This is a genomic window from Pseudomonas sp. P7759 (genome assembly GCF_013386445.1).
GTDB classification, from domain to species: domain Bacteria; phylum Pseudomonadota; class Gammaproteobacteria; order Pseudomonadales; family Pseudomonadaceae; genus Aquipseudomonas; species Aquipseudomonas azotoformans_A.
Genome location: NZ_JACART010000004.1, coordinates 209,745 through 227,325, shown reverse-complemented (window position 1 = coordinate 227,325; position 17,581 = coordinate 209,745). Strand labels below are relative to the sequence as shown.

Here is a 17,581-nt window from a genome sequence, read left to right as displayed (position 1 = left end):
CAGCAACCCATGAATTCTAAGCGGAGCAGTTATGGTTGATCGGCACGACTACGTGGCCCTCGAATGGGTCAAGGGCGACATTGCCGAAACCCTGAAACAGGCTCGCTCGGCGCTCGACGCTTATGTCGAGACTACAGGCGCCGAAGCGATCAGCGAGTGCCTGGCGTGCGTCCACCAAGTGCATGGCGCGTTGCAGATGGTCGAGTTCTACGGCGCGGCGCTGCTGGCCGAGGAAATCGAAGAACTGGCGCTGGCCCTGCAAGCCGGGAGCGTCAGTCAGCGCGACGAAAGCATTCGCCTGTTGCAACAAGCCCTGACTCAATTGCCGTTGTACCTGGACCGCGTGCACAGTGCCCGCCGCGACCTGCCGCTGGTGGTGTTGCCACTGCTCAATGACCTGCGCAGCGCGCACGGTGAAAGCCTGTTGTCGGAAACCAGCCTGTTCAGCCCGCAACTGCTGACCATCGCGCCACTGCCGGATGAGGCCCTGGCCCAACGCGCGGTACCCGACCTGAAAGAGCAACTGCGCCAGTGGCACCAGCTTCTACAGCAGGCGCTGGCCGGGCTGCTGCGTGAAGACCATGGCCCCAGCAACCTGGAAGACATGGCGCGGGTGTTCGCACGCCTCGAAGCACTGTGCCAAGGCGCGCCGCTGTTGCCGTTGTGGCAAGTCACCTCGGCACTGGTCGAAGGCATGCTCACTGGCGTGATCGCCAACAGCCCGGCGCTGCGCAGCCTGCTCAAGGCCAGCGACAAACAACTCAAGCGCCTGCTGGCCCAAGGCATTGGCGGGATCAACCAGCCGGCGCCGGATGAGCTGCTCAAGAGCCTGTTGTTCTATGTGGCCAAGGTCACCCGGCCAACGCCGCGCATGCAAAGCCTCAAGGAACGCTACGGCCTGGATGAAGCCTTGCCTGACAGCGCGGTGGTCGATGCCGAGCGCGCACGCCTGGCCGGGCCGGACCGCAACGCCATGGGCTCGGTGCTGGGCGCCTTGTGTGAAGAGTTGGTGCGGGTCAAAGAACGCCTCGACTTGTTCGTACGCAGCGACCGCCAGCACACCAGCGACCTTGATGCATTGCTGGCGCCGCTGCGGCAGATCGCCGATACGCTGGCGGTGCTGGGCTTCGGTCAGCCGCGCAAAGTCATCATCGACCAACTCGCCGTGGTGCTGAGCCTGGTCCAAGGCCAGCGCGAACCCAATGACGCTGTGTTGATGGACGTCGCCGGCGCCTTGCTTTACGTCGAAGCCACGTTGGCGGGCATGGTCGGCACTGTCGAGCCGGAAAGCCGCGAAGAAAGCCGCCTGCCCACCACCGACCTGACCCAGATCCACCAGTTGGTGATCCGTGAATCCTGCCAGTGCCTCAAGCAAGCCAAGGAACTGGTGATCGACTGCATTGAAGCCGATTGGGACCGCCAGCGCCTGGAGTCCCTGCCGGAGCTGCTGAGCCAGGTGCGCGGCGCCCTGGCGATGATCCCGTTGCCCCGCGCGGCCAGCCTGATGCGCGGCTGCACGGATTACGTCGACGAACAGTTGATGGGCAACGATGCACCGCCTTCCGAGAGGCAACTGGCGCATTTCGCCGACGTGATCAGCAGCCTGGAGTACTACCTGGAACGCATGCTCCAGGACCCGGATGCTGCGGGCGAGCGGGTGCTGGAACTGGCTACCCAAGGCTTGGCCGCACTGGGTTACCTGCCCGCCGAAAAACCCTGGCGCCAGGCCCTGGTTGCACCGGATGGCGCGCTCTCGGCCGAGGTTGCGCCGAGCCAATCCCAGTTCGACGCACTCGCCAGCCCCACGTCGCGGCTGAACCCGCCCGCCCTGCAGCGCCCTGGCAGCCTGTTGCCGCCGCCGGCCGATGAAGAGCCTATCGACGATGAACTGCGCGAAGTCTTCCTTGAGGAGACCGACGAAGTCCTTGAGGTGCTGCACCGTTACCTGCCCAACAGCGCGGACAAAACCGCTCAGGCCGAAATGCGCCGCGCCTTCCACACCCTCAAAGGCAGCGGCCGCATGGTGCGCGCCCTGGTCTTGGCCGAGTTGGCCTGGGCGGTGGAAAACCTGCTGAACCGTGTGCTGGAGCGCAGCGTGTCCCTCGACCCTGACGTGCAGCAGGTGCTGGACGAAGCGGTGGCCTTGCTGCCGGAGTTGATCGCGGACTTTGCCATCGACGACCAGCGTCAACGCGATGAAGTCGATGCCCTGGCTGCCCGCGCGCACGCCTTGGCCAGCGGTACACCCGCGCTGACCGCCGAGCCTCATGATCCGATGCTGCTGGAGATTTTCCGCAACGAAGCCCAAAGCCATCTGGACAGCCTCAACCACTTCCTGCAACAGGCCGCCGAGCATGTGCCGCTGCAAGTCAGCGATGAACTGCAACGCGCCCTGCACACCCTCAAGGGCAGCGCCTATATGGCTGGCGTGTTGCCCATTGCCGAGCTGGCGCGCCCGCTCGACCACCTGACCCGCGAATACAAGGCCCACCGCTTGCCGCTGGACCTGGACGAAGTGGAGTTGCTGCTGGAAGCCGAAGGCCTGTTCCAACAGGGGCTGCGCGATCTGGACAACGATCCCCTGGCGCCGATCAACGGTGCAGAGGACCTGATCCGCCGCACCCAGGGCCTGCTGGATCAGCGGCTTGAAGCGCTGCTCGACGTGCACATCAAGCGCGACCCACAACTGATCGCCAACTTCCTGGCCCAGGGCATGGATATCCTGCTCGACGCCGAGAGCCTGCTGCGTCGCTGGCAGCAACACCCCGGCGAACGCCAGGAACTCACCGCGCTGCTGGATGAATTGACCACGCTAGGGGAGGGCGCGCACGTCGCAGACCTGCATGCCATCGACGCCCTCTGCGAAGCCTTGCTCGACCTGTACGGCGCCGTTGAGGAAAGCAGCCTGGCGGTCAGCGAGCGGTTTTTCCATGAGGCCGAACAGGCCCATGAAGCGCTGATCAACATGCTCGACCAACTGGCCGCCGGCCAGGAAATCAGCCCGGCACCGGCCCGTGTCCACGCCCTGCGCGAGCTGCTGGATGAAGCCCTCGACCCGTCCGCCCCCGGCCTGATCAAAAGCGATGGCAGCCGCGCGCTGAGCATTGCTGAACTGGGCGCCGCCACACAGCAGTTGGATCAGCAAACGACGATGGACGACGAGATCGTCGAGATCTTCCTCGAAGAAGCCGTGGACATCCTCGACAGCGCCGGGCAGTCGCTCAAGCGCTGGTTGCTGGAGCCCGACAACGCCGCGCCGCTGTCGTCGTTGCAACGCGATCTGCACACCCTCAAGGGCGGTGCGCGCATGGCGGAAATCGAGCCGATTGGCGAACTGGCCCACGAGTTGGAGTGCCTGTACGAAGGGCTGGTGGACCGCCGCTACAGCTACTCTGCCCAATTGTCCCAAGTGCTGATGGCCAGCCATGAGCGCCTCGCCTTGCAGCTTGAAGAACTGCAGCATCACCAACCCTTGAGCGATAGCGCTGAGCTGATCGCCAGGGTGCGCGCCTTGCGCCAAGGCAGCGCGCCTGCGGCACCGGCCGCCGCGCCGCCTGCGTCTGGCGCCGACCCTGAGCTGCTGGATATCTTCCTCGAAGAAGCGGCCGACATCCTCGACAGCTCCAGTGCTGCGCTGTCGCGCTGGCAGGCCGAGCCCGGTAATCGCCAGGAAGTGGAGACCCTTCTGCGCGACCTGCACACCCTCAAGGGTGGCGCGCGTATGGTCGAGATCGCGCCCATCGGCGACCTGGCCCATGAACTGGAATTTCTCTACGAAGGCCTGTCCGCCGGTTTGCTCGCGCCATCCCCGGCGTTGTTCGCATTGCTGCAAGGCTGCCACGACCGCCTGGCGCAGATGATCGACGCGGTGGCGGACGGCTTGCCGGTCGGCTCGGTGGACAAGCTCATCGAGCGCATCAAAAGCCTGGTGCACCCGAGCGACGAGCCTTTGACGCCATTGGCGTTGCCGGCGGGCAAGGCGGAGGCCGTCGTCGATCCGATGGCCGACATGGTGAAGATCTCTGCCGAGTTGCTCGACGACCTGGTCAACCTGGCTGGTGAAACCTCGATCTTTCGTGGCCGTATCGAACAACAAGTCAACGACGCACGCATCGCCCTGACCGAAGTGGAAACTACGATTGAGCGCATGCGCGACCAACTGCGTCGCCTCGACACTGAAACCCAGGGCCGCATCCTCAGCCGTCAGCAAGCCGAGGCCGAGCGCCTGGGCTATGAAGACTTCGATCCGCTGGAAATGGACCGCCATTCGCAGTTGCAGCAACTGTCGCGCGCATTGTCCGAATCTGCCTCTGACTTGCTCGACCTCAAGGACACCCTTGAGCGCCGCAACGAAGACGCCCACGACCTGTTGCAGCAACAGGCGCGTATCAACACCGAGTTGCAGGAAGGCCTGATGCGCACGCGCATGGTGCCGTTCGAACGCATGCTGCCGCGCCTCAAACGCATCGTGCGCCAAGTGGCGGGTGAGTTGGGCAAGGACGTGGAGTTCATCGTCGGCAACGCTGAAGGCGAGATGGACCGCAACGTGCTGGAACGCATGGCGGCGCCGCTGGAACACATGCTGCGCAACGCCGTCGACCATGGGCTGGAGTCCCGCGATGCACGGCTGCTGGCCGGTAAGCCGGAGAAAGGCCGCATCACCCTGGACCTGACCCACGAAGGCGGCGACATCGTCTTCGACATGCGCGACGACGGCGCGGGTGTGCCGCTGGAGGCCGTGCGGCGCAAGGCGATCAAGCGCGGTTTGCTCGACCCGAATCAGGAGATCAGCGACCGCGACGTGTTGCAGTTCATCCTGCAACCGGGCTTCTCCACGGCGGAAAAGATCACGCAGATTTCCGGGCGTGGTGTGGGCATGGATGTGGTGCATGAAGAAGTGCGTCAGTTGGGCGGCTCGATGTTCATCGACTCGACGCCGGGTATGGGCGTGCACTTTCGTATTCGCTTGCCGTTCACCGTGTCCGTCAACCGTGCGCTGATGGTGCAATGTGCGGACGATCAATATGCGATCCCGCTCAACACCATCGAAGGCCTGGTGCGTGTGTTGCCCCATGAGTTGGCCGGGCATTACCAGCAAGACCCGCCGCGTTATGAATACGCCGGCCAGCGTTACGAGCTGTTCTATCTGGGCGACCTGTTGCACACCGTCAGCCGCCCGAAACTGTTGGGCCAATATCAACCAGTGCCGGTGCTGCTGGTGCAGTGCAATGAGCGGCGCGTGGCGATCCATGTGGACGGCATGGCTGGTACGCGGGAAATCGTGGTCAAGGGCCTGGGGCCGCAGTTTGCCGGCGTGCAGGGTTTGTCTGGCGCGACGATTCTGGGCGATGGTCGCGTGGTGTTGATCATCGACCTGCTGGCGCATATCCGTGCGCGCCCAGCGGCCTTGCCGGCGCAGTCGGTGGATGCGCCGCTGATCCTCAACGACCCGCTGAAAAAGCGCCCGTTGCTGGTGCTGGTGGTGGACGACTCGGTTACCGTGCGCAAAGTCACCAGCCGCCTGCTGGAACGCAACGGCATGAACGTGCTCACCGCCAAGGACGGCATCGACGCCCTCGCCGTGCTGGAAGAACACACCCCGGACCTGATGCTGCTCGACATCGAAATGCCGCGCATGGACGGTTTCGAAGTCGCCACCCAAGTGCGTAACGACCCCCGGCTGATGCGCCTGCCGATCATCATGATCACCTCGCGCACCGGCCAGAAACACCGCGACCGCGCCATGGCCATCGGCGTGAATGACTACCTCGGCAAGCCGTACCAGGAATCGGTGTTGCTCGAAAGCATCGCCTACTGGAGCAAGTCCCATGCTTGACCACCGCGCCAGCCAACTCACCGGCCTGCTGCTACCCCTGGCTGACCGCCACCTGGTGCTGCCCAACGTCGCCATCGCCGAACTGATCGACTTCCAGCGCGGCGAACCGGCCAGCGACGCGCCGCCGTGGTATTTGCGGCAAGTGACCTGGCGCGATCGGCAAATCCCGCTGATCAGCTTTGAAGCGGTGTGCGGCGAAGCCAGCGTGACCGGCGAACGCTCGCGGATCGTGGTGTTGAACGCGTTGGGCGGGCGACCGACGTTGAAGTTTATTGCGTTGGTGATCCAGGGGATTCCCCGGTCGTACAAGCTCGACAGTGAGTTGAGTTATGTCGACGTGCCGCTGTGCCCGCTGGAGCTGGCGGCGGTGCAGGTGGGGGAGCATGTGGCGAAGGTGCCGGACTTGATGGGGTTGGAGGCGTTGTTGGTGGAGTCCGGCCTGGCCTGATCGTTTTCACTTACACCTCTGCCTGTGGCAAGCCCGCTCGCCACAGAAAGCGCTTTGCCTTGAGGGCTGTGGGCTGCTCTCGGATTTTTCCTGCAAGATTTTGGGCTGTGCATGAACTTGTCGCGAGCAGCCAGCGCGCCTAGTCTTCGTCTCGTCATCGCAAAAAACGGTGACACGGACGTGCAAGTCCGACGAAACTGTTTAGGCGTACAAACGCCCAGCCAACCAACGGGCGTTTTTTGTGCTCGCTGCTTTATGGCGGCTGCGCGCAGGAGGTCTTCGGACCTGCTGGGTGTCCTAAACAGGCCCGGTCTTGCACACCTGCGCACGGTCGCCACCCTCATTCGCGTGCAAGCGAAAGGTGGCGCTCCTTACTCACTGTTTAGGAGCTTCATCATGATCAAACCTACCCCCAATCCGCCCCTCTTCACCGTAAACCCGCACGAAAACACCGAAACCCTGCTGGTCAACGCCAGCGAAACCCTGTCTTCCCTTAACGCACTCACCTGCAATCTCGCCTTCGACCTGGACACCTCCCAGCGCGCGATCATGCTCGGCATCCAGCAAATGGCGGAGCTGGGGCAGCTATTAGTGGATCGGGCCCTGGAACAGATTTCCCCTTCTGCAGTCGCTTAAAACTTGATCGTTCCCAAAAAGGGACCTATCGTTCCCTTTTTGGGACTCTTTGGCCGCTGCCATGCACACCTTGCCGATCAGCACTGCACTCTTCACCGTCACCCAACAAAAAGTACTGGGCCTCCTGTTCGGCAAACCCGATCAAAGCTTCTTCACCAATGAAATTGCGCGATGGGCCCAGGTGGGCAAGGGCAGCCTCACTCGTGAGCTTGAACGTCTGCAATTGGCGGGCATCTTGAGCATGACGCGCCAAGGCAACCAGACCCATTACCAAGCCAGCCCCCAATGCCCGATTTACTCGGAGTTGTTGGCCATCGTGCGCAAGACCCTGAGCCTGGATGAACCATTGCGCACTGCACTGGCGCCGTTCGCCAAGCAGATAACCTGGGCGTTTATCTACGGCTCCATCGCCAAAGGCGAGGCGCACTCATCCAGTGACATAGATCTCATGTTGATCGGCGAAAGCCTCAACTACAGTGATGTCATGGAGCAGCTCATGCCGCTGGAAGAGCAACTGGGCCGCACCCTCAACCCGACGCTTTACACCCCTGAAGACTGGATCGGCAAATGGAATGCCGGGAACAGTTTTGTGCAGCGGGTCGTGCAGCAGGACAAGATCAACCTGATGGGGAGCAACCCCCTGGAATCCACGGATGGACAACAAGGTAAACCTGGAGAATCTGCAACGTAGCGGCGGCTTGAAGGCTGAGCCGCCGGATCGCAAAGAGTGTGATGGGCTGATGCGTTCAGCCAGGGATCGGCTGAGGGACGCCGGTAATCCGCAGTTATCATTCGCCAGTCGTTTCGACCTGGCTTACAACGCCGCTCATGCTATCGCCCTTACGGCCTTGCGCTTGCAAGGTTATCGCTCGGATAAACGCTATCTGGTCTTCCAATGCCTGGTTCATACCGCAGACGCTGGCAAGGTGCAGGTGAGGTTGTTGGCGTTGTGTCATGAGCGTCGGAACCTCGCGGAATATGAAGGGTACATGGATGAAGATGAGGCGCTGCTGGGCCAATTAATGGAAGTTGCGAAGATATTAATGAGCAATGTGCAAGCATTGCTTGCTGGTCATAGGTGGGAATGAATCACCGGTCAACTGTAGGAGCCGGCTTGCCGGCGATGGCGTGCTGTCAGTTGGCACATTGTTCAATTAGCGACCGCTATCGCTGGCAAGCCAGCTCCTACACAGGCTTTGTTACTCCAGCCGTAACGATCCACCGCCGAGCTTGATTGATGGCCCCCTCAATCACTCCTAAGGTAAGCCCCACGACAGCAAACCCGTGGAGCGACCATGACAACAACAATCACCCCCGACTCGCGCTGGACGCGGCGGCGCGACGAGAAGCAGCGGCGGCTCGGGCTGGTCAAACAGTTTGCAGACGGTGCGGTACTGTCCAGCGACAAGATCGTCGAGGCGCTTGAGGCATTGATCCTCCCCGGCGACCGTGTGGTACTGGAAGGCAACAACCAGAAACAGGCCGATTTCCTCTCGCGCTCCCTCGCTAAAACCGACCCCGCCAAGCTCCACGATTTACACATGATCATGCCCAGTGTCGGCCGTTCCGAGCACCTGGACCTGTTTGAAAAGGGCATCGCGCGCAAGCTGGATTTCTCCTTCGCGGGCACCCAATCCCTGCGCATCAGCCAGTTGCTCGAAGACGGCCTGCTGGAAATCGGCGCGATCCACACCTACATCGAACTCTATGCGCGGCTGGTGGTGGACCTGATCCCCAATGTGGTGCTTTCCGCCGGCTTCATGGCCGACCGCGCTGGCAATATCTACACCGGCGCCAGCACCGAAGACACCCCGGCGCTGATCGAGCCCGCCGCGTTCAGCGATGGCATCGTGATCGTGCAGGTCAATCAGTTGGTGGATGACGTCACCGATTTGCCGCGCGTGGATATCCCGGCGAGCTGGGTAGATATTGTGGTGGTGGCCGACAAGCCGTTCTACATCGAACCGCTGTTCACCCGCGACCCGCGCCACATCAAGCCGGTGCACGTGCTGATGGCAATGATGGCGATCCGTGGCATCTACGAAAAACACAATGTGCAGTCGCTCAACCATGGCATCGGCTTCAACACCGCCGCCATCGAGTTGATCCTGCCGACCTATGGCGAATCCCTTGGCCTCAAGGGCAAGATCTGCCGCAACTGGACCCTGAACCCGCACCCCACGCTGATCCCCGCGATTGAAAGCGGTTGGGTGGAAAGCGTGCACTGCTTCGGCACCGAACTGGGCATGGAAAACTACATCGCCGCACGGCCGGATGTGTTCTTCACCGGCCGCGACGGCTCGATGCGTTCCAACCGGATGTTCTGCCAACTCGCTGGCCAATACGCGGTGGACCTGTTTATCGGCGCCACCCTGCAAGTCGACGGCGACGGTCATTCCTCCACCGTGACCCGTGGCCGACTCGCCGGGTTTGGCGGCGCACCGAACATGGGCCACGACCCGCGTGGTCGTCGCCATGGCACGCCCGCCTGGCTGGATATGCGCCACGACGATGCGCCGGAAGCACTGCTGGAACGCGGCAAAAAACTCGTGGTGCAAATGGTCGAGACCTTCCAGGAAGGCGGCAAACCCACCTTCGTCGACACCCTCGATGCCGTGGAGGTCGCGCGCAAAAGCGGCATGCCGCTGGCACCGATCATGATCTACGGCGATGACGTCACTCACCTGCTCACCGAAGAGGGCATTGCCTACCTGTACAAAGCGCGTTCACTCGAAGAGCGCCAGGCGATGATCGCTGCCGTCGCAGGTGTCACGGCGATTGGCATGCGCCACAACCCCAAGGACACCGCGCGCATGCGCCGCGAAGGGTTGATCGCCTTGCCCGAAGACTTGGGCATCCGCCGCACCGACGCCACCCGCGAACTGTTGGCCGCCAAGAGCGTGGCCGACCTGGTGGAGTGGTCCGGTGGCTTGTACAACCCGCCCGCCAAATTCAGGAGCTGGTAAATGCGCGCCCTTAAATTGCATGAACTCAGCCTTGCGGATCGCCTGGCCGATCTGGCCGTCGATGCGCTGATCGATGAAGCGGACCTGTCGCCCAAACCCGCGCTGGTGGACCGGCGTGGCAACGGCGCCCACAGTGATTTGCACCTGGGCCTGATGCACGCCTCGGCGTTGTCGCTGTGGCCGATGTTTAAGGAGATGGCCGAGGCGGCAATTGAATTCGGTGAAGTCGGCTTGCCCCTGCGTGAAGCCCTTGGGCGCATTGGCCGTGAAGGTGAGCAAGCAATGTTGACCACCACCAACGGCGTGAACACCCATCGCGGTGCGATCTGGGCCCTTGGTTTGCTCACGGCAGCGGCGGCGCTGGAACCCCGCGCCGTCACGCTGACGGCAGCCAAACTGGCCTTGCTCAACGACCGCTATGCGCCGCAGCCCGTGAGCCACGGTGCTCAAGTCGCCCAACGTTACGGCGCACGCGGCGCTCGTGAAGAAGCGCAACTGGGCTTCCCGTCCGTGGTGCAACGCGGCTTGCCGCAGCTGCACCGAAGCCGCCAGCAAAACGCCGGCGAACAGAACGCGCGCCTGGACGCCTTGCTCGCGATCATGACGGACCTGGCCGACACCTGCGTGCTCTACCGTGCTGGCACCGAAGGCCTCTACGCGATGCAACGCGGCGCCCAGGCCGTGCTGGAGGCAGGCGGCAGCGCAACCCTCGGCGGTCGTCGCCAACTGCACGCGCTGGACCTTCAACTGCTGGCCCTGAATGCCTCCCCCGGCGGCGCCGCCGACCTGTTGGCCGCCTGCCTGTTTATCGACCGCCTCGACGGAGCGTTGTGATGGAAACCTTGTCCTTTGAATTCCCCGCCGGGCAGCCGCCAAAAGGCCGTGCGCTGGTGGGTTGCGTCGGCTCGGGCGATCTGGAGGTGCTGCTGGAACCGGGCACGCCGGGCACGCTGACCATCCAGGTGCAGACCTCGGTGAATGGCGCCGAGCAACGCTGGCAGCATCTGTTCGAGCGTATCTTCCAGGAACAGACGCCACCGGCGATGAACATTGATATCCACGACTTCGGTGCCACCCCCGGCGTGGTGCGTTTGCGCCTGGAGCAGGGTTTCGAGGAGATCGGCCATGACTGACTTACTCGCCAAACACAGCTTCGTTGAGCTGGGCGCTCGGCAGCGGGCCAAGGCGTTGCTGGACGCCGGTTCCTACCGCGAATTGATCGACCCGTTCCAGCGCGTCATGTCGCCGTGGCTCAGTCGCCAAGGTGTAGTGCCGCAGGCCGATGACGGTGTGGTGATTGCCAAGGGCAACATCGATGGAAAACCTGTCGTCATTGCGGCCATCGAAGGCAACTTCCAGGGCGGCAGCCTGGGTGAAGTCGGCGGTGCAAAAATTGCGGGCGCTCTGGAGCTGGCGGCCGAGGACAATCGCAAGGGCATTCCCACCTGCGCCGTCCTGTTGCTGGAAACCGGTGGCGTGCGCTTGCAGGAAGCCAACCTGGGCCTGGCGGCCATTGCGGATATCCACGCGGCGATTGTCGACTTGCGCCAATACCAGCCAGTGATCGGCGTGGTGGCGGGCAGTGTCGGTTGCTTTGGTGGCATGTCCATTGCGGCTGGATTGTGCAGTTACCTTGTGGTCACCCGCGAAGCACGCCTGGGTTTGAACGGCCCGCAAGTGATCGAACAAGAGGCTGGCCTGGAAGAATACGACTCCCGCGACCGGCCTTTCATCTGGAGCCTTACGGGCGGTGAGCAACGCTTCAACAGCGGCTTGGCCGATCGTTATGTCGCTGACGATGTGGTCGGGATTCAACACACCGTCAGCGCATTGCTGCAACAAGGCCTGCCCACCCAACAACGCAGCCGTCAGGCCGAGCACTACCTGGCGCGCCTGGCCGAACTGGACGCCACGCCGCAAATCGACCCGGCAACGGTACGTGCGCTGTATCAAGGAGAACGCTCATGAGAGGTTTGCAGTGGTTCAACGCATTGAGCGCCGGAGCGACAGCCGTTGAGGGTTTGCCACGCTCGTTGAAAGTCGCTGAGGGTGTGTTGGGTGAACAGCCCGTGCGCTACATCGCCGTGGTCACCGACGCGCAAAACCGCTTCCCCCGCGCACGCAATGGCGAAGTCGGTTTGCTGGAAGGCTGGGGTCTGGCGAAGGCCGTCGATGAAGCCATCGCCCGTGGCGACAAGCGCCCGATCATCGCCATCGTCGATGTACCGAGCCAAGCCTATGGCCGTCGCGAAGAAGCCCTCGGCATCCACCAGGCCCTGGCGGCCGCCGCCGACAGCTATGCCCGTGCGCGTCTGGCCGGGCACCCGGTGATTGCGCTGTTGGTGGGCAAGGCCATGTCCGGTGCGTTTCTCGCCCATGGGTATCAAGCCAATCGCCTGATTGCCCTGCGCGATCCCGGTGTGATGGTGCACGCCATGGGTAAGGCTTCGGCGGCGCGGGTGACCCTGCGCAGCGTCGAAGAGTTGGAAGCCTTGGCCGCCAGCGTGCCGCCCATGGCCTATGACATAGACAGTTACGCCAGCCTGGGCTTGCTGTGGGAAACCTTGTCGGTCAGCCAGATTGAACAACCTACGTTGGAGGATGTGGCGCGGGTCAGCGATTGCCTGGTCAGTGCGATCAAGGATATTCGCAGCACCGACTTGAGCGGCCGCCTCGGTGCGACCAATCGCGCCGCTTCCAGCCACGTACGCCAACTGCTGCGGGAGCAATGGTGAACGCCCACGACTTGCTCTGGGGCATGACCCCGGCGCATCTGCCTGCCGACGCTCCGGCGTGGGCGGTGGAGGCGATTGGCACGGTGGTGGTGCGTCGCGCAATCGTTGCGCCGGGCTGGATTGCGGTGGGCGTGCGCGGGCGTTTGCGCGAGCAGCGGTTTGCTGCCGAGATGCCGATTGCCGCGGTGCAGCGGCGAGTCACGCCGCAAGCGCTGCGTGAGGTTACCTCGATGCGGGACTTACCGGCTTTGCACGCACTCGAACAACTGCGGCCACTGCTGGCGCCCTTGAATTGGGGCGTCACGGGCAGCGCGGGTTTTGAGCTGGCCACGGGCATTGAAGCGCTGCATGCCCAGAGCGATCTGGACCTGATGCTGCGCACGCCGGAGCCGCTGGATCGCAACGACGCACGTGACTTGCTGACCACCTTGGACAACGCCGCGTGCGCTGTGGATATGCAACTGCAAACACCTTTCGGCGCCGTCGCCTTGCGCGAATGGGCCGGTTCATCGCGGCGCGTGCTATTGAAAACCGCCCGCGGTGCGCACCTCGTCATTGATCCTTGGCAGGCCGTGGCATGAGCAGCCTTTTGGTCTTCCCCGGCCAGGGCGCCCAACGCCCCGGCATGCTCCAGGCGTTGCCGGCCGATGTGTTGGAACACGCCAGCGATGCCTTGGGCGAAGACGTGCGCGTATTGGATTCGGTGCAGGCCCTGGCGAGTACCCGCGCCGTGCAGCTTTGCCTGCTGATCGCCGGCGTAGCCCACGCCCGCTTGCTGCAGCACACGCCGGATTACGTCGCAGGACTGTCCATCGGTGCTTACCCGGCAGCGGTGATTGCCGGTGCGCTGGATTTCGCCGACGCCCTCAAACTGGTCAGCCTGCGCGGCGAGCTGATGCAGAACGCTTATCCACAGGGCTACGGCATGACCGCGATCATCGGCCCGGAGTTATCCACCGTCGAAAACCTGCTGGCCGAAATCCACAGCCCCGAAACCCCGGTGTACCTGGCCAATATCAACGCCGACAACCAGACGGTGATCGCTGGCAGCGACCAGGCCATGAAGCTCGTTGCCAACCGCATCAAGGGCAACGGTATCGCCAAGCGCCTGGCCGTCAGCGTGCCGTCCCATTGCGCATTGCTGGAGCAGCCAGCCCTGGCCTTGGCGCAAGCCTTCGTGCCACTCAAGGCGCCGCGTATCACCTACCTGAGCAGCACCCGTGCGCGGCCGATCCACAACCCGGAGCAACTGCGCGACGACCTGGCCTTCAACATGTGTCGCATCGTCGACTGGCGCGGCACCGTGCAGAGCGCCTACGAGCGCGGCGTGCGCCTGCAAATCGAACTGCCTCCGGGCGCGGTGCTCACCGGCCTGTCGCGCCGGGTGTTTGAACAGGGCACGGTGATCGCCTGCGAAGGCGCACGCCTGGACACCTTGCAGGCCCTGCTGCAAGAGGAGGAGCGCCGCCACCGATAAAGCAGCACCCAAGGCTTTCGAAGCACAACAACAACAATTTCGATCGAGCACTTTGAGGACAACAACAATGATTATCTACGGTGTGGCATTGCTGGCGATCTGCACGCTCGCGGGCGTGATCATGGGCGACATGCTTGGCGTGTTGCTGGGCGTCAAATCCAATGTGGGCGGGGTGGGGATCGCGATGATCCTGCTGATCTGCGCTCGCCTGTGGATGCAGAAACGCGGCGGCATGACCAAGGATTGCGAAATGGGCGTGGGCTTCTGGGGCGCGATGTACATTCCCGTGGTGGTGGCGATGGCTGCGCAACAAAACGTGGTGACCGCTCTGCACGGTGGCCCTGTGGCGGTGCTCGCGGCGATTGGGTCAGTGGTGGTGTGTGGTTGCACCATTGCGCTGATCAGCCGTACCCACAAGGGTGAACCGCTGCCCGATGAAGAACCGCTGATCGTTCCTGCGGGAGGCCGCTGATATGTGGGACCTCATTGAAAAAGGCTTGGAACATAACGGCCTGGTCACCGCGTTTGCCTTTGTCGGCGTGGTCATGTGGATTTCCGTGGTGCTGTCCAAGCGGCTGACCTTCGGGCGCATCCATGGCTCGGCGATTGCCATTGTCATTGGTCTGGTGTTGGCCTGGGTCGGTGGCACCATTACCGGTGGCCAGAAAGGCCTGGCTGACCTGGCGCTGTTCTCCGGCATCGGCTTGATGGGCGGCGCGATGCTGCGCGACTTCGCCATCGTCGCCACGGCGTTTGAAGTGCAAGCCACCGAGGCGCGCAAGGCCGGAATGATCGGTGTGATCGCGTTGCTGCTGGGCACGATCCTGCCGTTTATCGTCGGCGCGAGCATGGCCTGGGCCTTTGGGTATCGCGATGCGATCAGCATGACCACCATTGGCGCGGGCGCTGTGACCTATATCGTTGGCCCGGTGACCGGTGCGGCGATTGGCGCGACGTCGGATGTGATGGCGCTGTCGATTGCCACCGGGTTGATCAAGGCGATTCTGGTGATGGTGGGTACGCCTGTGGCGGCGCGTTGGATGGGGTTGGACAACCCGCGTTCGGCGATGGTGTTTGGTGGGTTGGCCGGCACGGTGAGCGGCGTGACCGCTGGTTTGGCGGCGACAGATCGGCGGTTGGTGCCCTATGGCGCGTTGACGGCGACGTTTCACACTGGGCTTGGGTGTTTGCTGGGGCCTTCGTTGCTGTACTTCATCGTGCGCGGGTTGGTCGGTTAACTTCGGAATTTGTGTTGTCTGGTCGGGCGTCTTCGCGGGCAAGCCCGCTCCCACATTTGGAATGCATTTCAAATGTGGGAGCGGGCTTGCCCGCGATAGCGGTTTGTCAGGCTGTCACCTGGCGGTTGGCGTACATGCGGCACTCCGCCAACAACGCCAGCAAGTTCGGATCACGCTCCTTGGCCTTCAAGAACACCACGCCAATATGCTGCTGCAACCGATACCGGGGTTGCAGCGGTATCAACTTCACGCGGTTCTCATACACCGCCGCAATCCTGCCCGGCAGCAGCGCATAACCCACACCCGAACTGACCATGCTCAGCAACGTGAAGATGTCATTGACTTGCATCGCCACCTTCGGCTCGAACCCCGCCTGCTTGAACACGCGATTGCCATCCTGGTGCGTGGCGAAGCCTTGGGTGAGGGTGATGAAGGTCGCGTCGCGCACATCTGCCAGGTCGATTTGCTGGTCGCGGTCGAACGGTGAATCCGCCGGGGTGGCGAGGAAGATATCGTCGGAGAACAGCGCGATCTGTTCGCAGTCCGGGTCGTTGGCGTGCTCGTCGAGGGAGATGAGGATCGCGTCCACTTCCATGTTCTTGAGCTTGTAGAGCAGGTCGAAGTTGGAGCCCAGGATCAGGTCGATGTTGAGTTCGCTGCGGCGGATCTTCAAGCCCATGATCAGCTGCGGCACGGTCTTCACCGTCAGCGAGTACAGTGAGCCGAGCTTGAAGCGTTCGGCCGAGAAGCCGGCCGCTTCGCGGGTGAGGCGCACGCTGTCGACCACATCGGCCACCAGTTTCTGCGCGCGCTCTTCCAAGACGTAGGCGCTTTCCAGCGGCGTGAGGTTGCGCCCTTCGTGTTTGAACAGCGGGCAGCGCAGGGCGTTTTCCAGGGAGTGGATGGCGCGGTGCACACTGACGTTGCTGGTTTGCAGCTCGGCGGCGGCGCGGGCCAGGTTGCCGGTGCGCATGAACGCCAGGAAGATCTCGAGCTTTTTGAGGGTGAATTCTTCGTCGATCAGCATGGCCGTGGCTCTGGTTCGAATGCCGTCGATTGTGCCCCTAAAACCAGTCCGCTCCCAGCCATGCACTGCACAGGCCCAATAGCACGCCGAGGAGGATCAGCCAGATCGCATTCAGCCGCGTGTAATACACCACGGCGGCACTGGCCAGGGTCAGCACCAGGCTGGTGGCGTTGCTTTCCAGGCTGTTCATGAGGATGTAGCTGGCGGCGAGGATCAGGCCAATGGAAATCGGCAGCAGGCTGCGCTTGACCCGCTGCACCCACGGCGTTTCGGTATGGCGCTCCAGCCAGCCGGCGCCGACGTAGGTGAGCACCGAGCACGGCACCAGCTTGGCCAGCAAGGCCACGATGGCGCCGGGCAGGCCGGCGGCTTGCTGGCCGATAAACACCAACAGCATGCCATTGGGGCCGGGCAACGCCTGGGATAGGGCGAAGAACGCGACGAACTGTGCGTCGGTCAGCCAATTCATGTCGTTGACTGAGTAGCGATGGATATCGCCGATGGCCACCATGTTGCCGCCGATCGACATCAACGACCATAGCGCGCATTGGATCATCAAGTGCAGGAGCGTGCCTTGCATCAGCGGGCTCCCTTGCGTGTATCGATAAAGCCCAGCGCCAGCGAACTGGGGATGCAGATCAACAGCACCATCCACAGCGGCAGCACCAGGATTGCCATCAGCACAAAGGTCATCAGGAACGCGACGTAGTTGGCGACCGTCCTGGGCATGGCCTTGAGCAGGCGTAGGGTGGTGCCCAGAATCAGGCCGGTGGCAATCGGCATCACCGCGCCGAAAATCTGCTGCACCACCTCATGGCTCCACCACTGTGTATAGGCGAATCCGGCAAGCACGGTGATCAGCGACGGGAACAGGTACAGCCCGCACACGGTCACAACCGCACCGGGCAGGCCATGCAGGCGACGGCCGTAGATGATGCCGACGTTGGCGATATTGGGACCGGGGAAAAACTGGCCAGTGGTCAGCAGCTCATTGAACGCCTGTTCGCTGACCCAGCGCCTGCGGTCGACCATCATTTGCCGCGCCCAGGGCATCACGCCACCAAAGCCGAACAGGCCAACCATGGCAAAGTTGTAAAACAGCTGCCATAGGCTGGGTTGCGGCGCGTCGGGTTCAAACTCGAGCATGGTCAACACCAATGATTGGGGCGGATGCGCCCCCTGTAGGCGCCGCTGTGAATCATCCAATGGACGGTAGTG

Annotated in this window: 17 protein-coding genes; 14 read left to right on the top strand and 3 right to left on the bottom strand. The window is 62.8% G+C overall.

What is annotated here, in order from left to right; all coding sequences use genetic code 11:
• Positions 1-31 precede the first annotated feature (31 nt).
• The 14 genes from HX823_RS05045 to madM all read left to right on the top strand — a co-directional run bounded on the left by HX823_RS05045 (position 32) and on the right by madM (position 15,336).
• Positions 32-5,836, top strand: a complete 5,805-nt coding sequence (locus HX823_RS05045; RefSeq protein ID WP_177074282.1) for an Hpt domain-containing protein — start codon at positions 32-34, stop codon at positions 5,834-5,836.
• A complete protein-coding gene (locus HX823_RS05040) occupies positions 5,829-6,284 on the top strand; it encodes a chemotaxis protein CheW (protein WP_033897072.1) in 456 nt (151 codons plus the stop codon). Before HX823_RS05045 ends, HX823_RS05040 begins: the two co-directional genes overlap by 8 nt.
• Positions 6,285-6,680: 396 nt before the next feature.
• On the top strand, positions 6,681-6,920 hold the full coding sequence (locus HX823_RS05035) for a DUF6124 family protein (RefSeq protein ID WP_133075454.1): 240 nt from the start codon (positions 6,681-6,683) through the stop codon (positions 6,918-6,920).
• Between the two features lie 61 nt (positions 6,921-6,981).
• Positions 6,982-7,611, top strand: a complete 630-nt coding sequence (locus HX823_RS05030; protein WP_177074281.1) for a nucleotidyltransferase domain-containing protein — start codon at positions 6,982-6,984, stop codon at positions 7,609-7,611.
• The gene (locus tag HX823_RS05025) at positions 7,574-8,008 is read left to right on the top strand and encodes a hypothetical protein (protein ID WP_177074280.1); all 435 of its coding nucleotides are present in this window, start codon (positions 7,574-7,576) and stop codon (positions 8,006-8,008) included. Before HX823_RS05030 ends, HX823_RS05025 begins: the two co-directional genes overlap by 38 nt.
• Positions 8,009-8,215: 207 nt before the next feature.
• Positions 8,216-9,886, top strand: a complete 1,671-nt coding sequence (mdcA, locus tag HX823_RS05020) for a malonate decarboxylase subunit alpha (protein ID WP_177074279.1) — start codon at positions 8,216-8,218, stop codon at positions 9,884-9,886.
• Positions 9,887-10,720 (top strand): triphosphoribosyl-dephospho-CoA synthase, encoded by an 834-nt coding sequence (locus HX823_RS05015; protein WP_038849449.1) that lies wholly within the window; start codon positions 9,887-9,889, stop codon positions 10,718-10,720.
• Positions 10,720-11,019, top strand: a complete 300-nt coding sequence (locus tag HX823_RS05010; protein ID WP_177074278.1) for a malonate decarboxylase subunit delta — start codon at positions 10,720-10,722, stop codon at positions 11,017-11,019. The genes HX823_RS05015 and HX823_RS05010 overlap by 1 nt, the downstream gene beginning before the upstream one ends.
• Entirely contained in the window at positions 11,012-11,854 is an 843-nt protein-coding gene (locus HX823_RS05005) for a biotin-independent malonate decarboxylase subunit beta (protein ID WP_177074277.1), read from the top strand. The genes HX823_RS05010 and HX823_RS05005 overlap by 8 nt, the downstream gene beginning before the upstream one ends.
• Positions 11,851-12,621, top strand: a complete 771-nt coding sequence (gene mdcE, locus HX823_RS05000) for a biotin-independent malonate decarboxylase subunit gamma (RefSeq protein WP_177074276.1) — start codon at positions 11,851-11,853, stop codon at positions 12,619-12,621. Before HX823_RS05005 ends, mdcE begins: the two co-directional genes overlap by 4 nt.
• On the top strand, positions 12,615-13,202 hold the full coding sequence (locus tag HX823_RS04995; RefSeq protein WP_177074275.1) for a malonate decarboxylase holo-ACP synthase: 588 nt from the start codon (positions 12,615-12,617) through the stop codon (positions 13,200-13,202). Before mdcE ends, HX823_RS04995 begins: the two co-directional genes overlap by 7 nt.
• The gene (gene mdcH, locus HX823_RS04990) at positions 13,199-14,098 is read left to right on the top strand and encodes a malonate decarboxylase subunit epsilon (protein ID WP_177074274.1); all 900 of its coding nucleotides are present in this window, start codon (positions 13,199-13,201) and stop codon (positions 14,096-14,098) included. The genes HX823_RS04995 and mdcH overlap by 4 nt, the downstream gene beginning before the upstream one ends.
• 67 nt (positions 14,099-14,165) lie before the next feature.
• Positions 14,166-14,570, top strand: a complete 405-nt coding sequence (gene madL / locus HX823_RS04985) for a malonate transporter subunit MadL (RefSeq protein ID WP_061434475.1) — start codon at positions 14,166-14,168, stop codon at positions 14,568-14,570.
• A gap of 1 nt (position 14,571) precedes the next feature.
• Positions 14,572-15,336 (top strand): malonate transporter subunit MadM, encoded by a 765-nt coding sequence (gene madM, locus HX823_RS04980; protein ID WP_034109906.1) that lies wholly within the window; start codon positions 14,572-14,574, stop codon positions 15,334-15,336.
• A 106-nt stretch (positions 15,337-15,442) separates the two neighbouring features.
• Here madM and HX823_RS04975 read toward each other — a convergent pair whose 3' ends face one another.
• Genes HX823_RS04975 through HX823_RS04965 form a run of 3 tightly spaced genes read right to left on the bottom strand, consistent with a single transcriptional unit; the run spans position 15,443 to position 17,509 of the window.
• Entirely contained in the window at positions 15,443-16,363 is a 921-nt protein-coding gene (locus HX823_RS04975) for a LysR substrate-binding domain-containing protein (RefSeq protein ID WP_038849433.1), read from the bottom strand.
• A gap of 37 nt (positions 16,364-16,400) precedes the next feature.
• The gene (locus HX823_RS04970; RefSeq protein WP_061434471.1) at positions 16,401-16,943 is read right to left on the bottom strand and encodes a chromate transporter; all 543 of its coding nucleotides are present in this window, start codon (positions 16,941-16,943) and stop codon (positions 16,401-16,403) included.
• Complete coding sequence (locus tag HX823_RS04965) at positions 16,943-17,509, bottom strand: chromate transporter (RefSeq protein ID WP_038849429.1); 567 nt, start codon at positions 17,507-17,509, stop codon at positions 16,943-16,945. The genes HX823_RS04970 and HX823_RS04965 overlap by 1 nt, the downstream gene beginning before the upstream one ends.
• Positions 17,510-17,581: the final 72 nt, after the last annotated feature.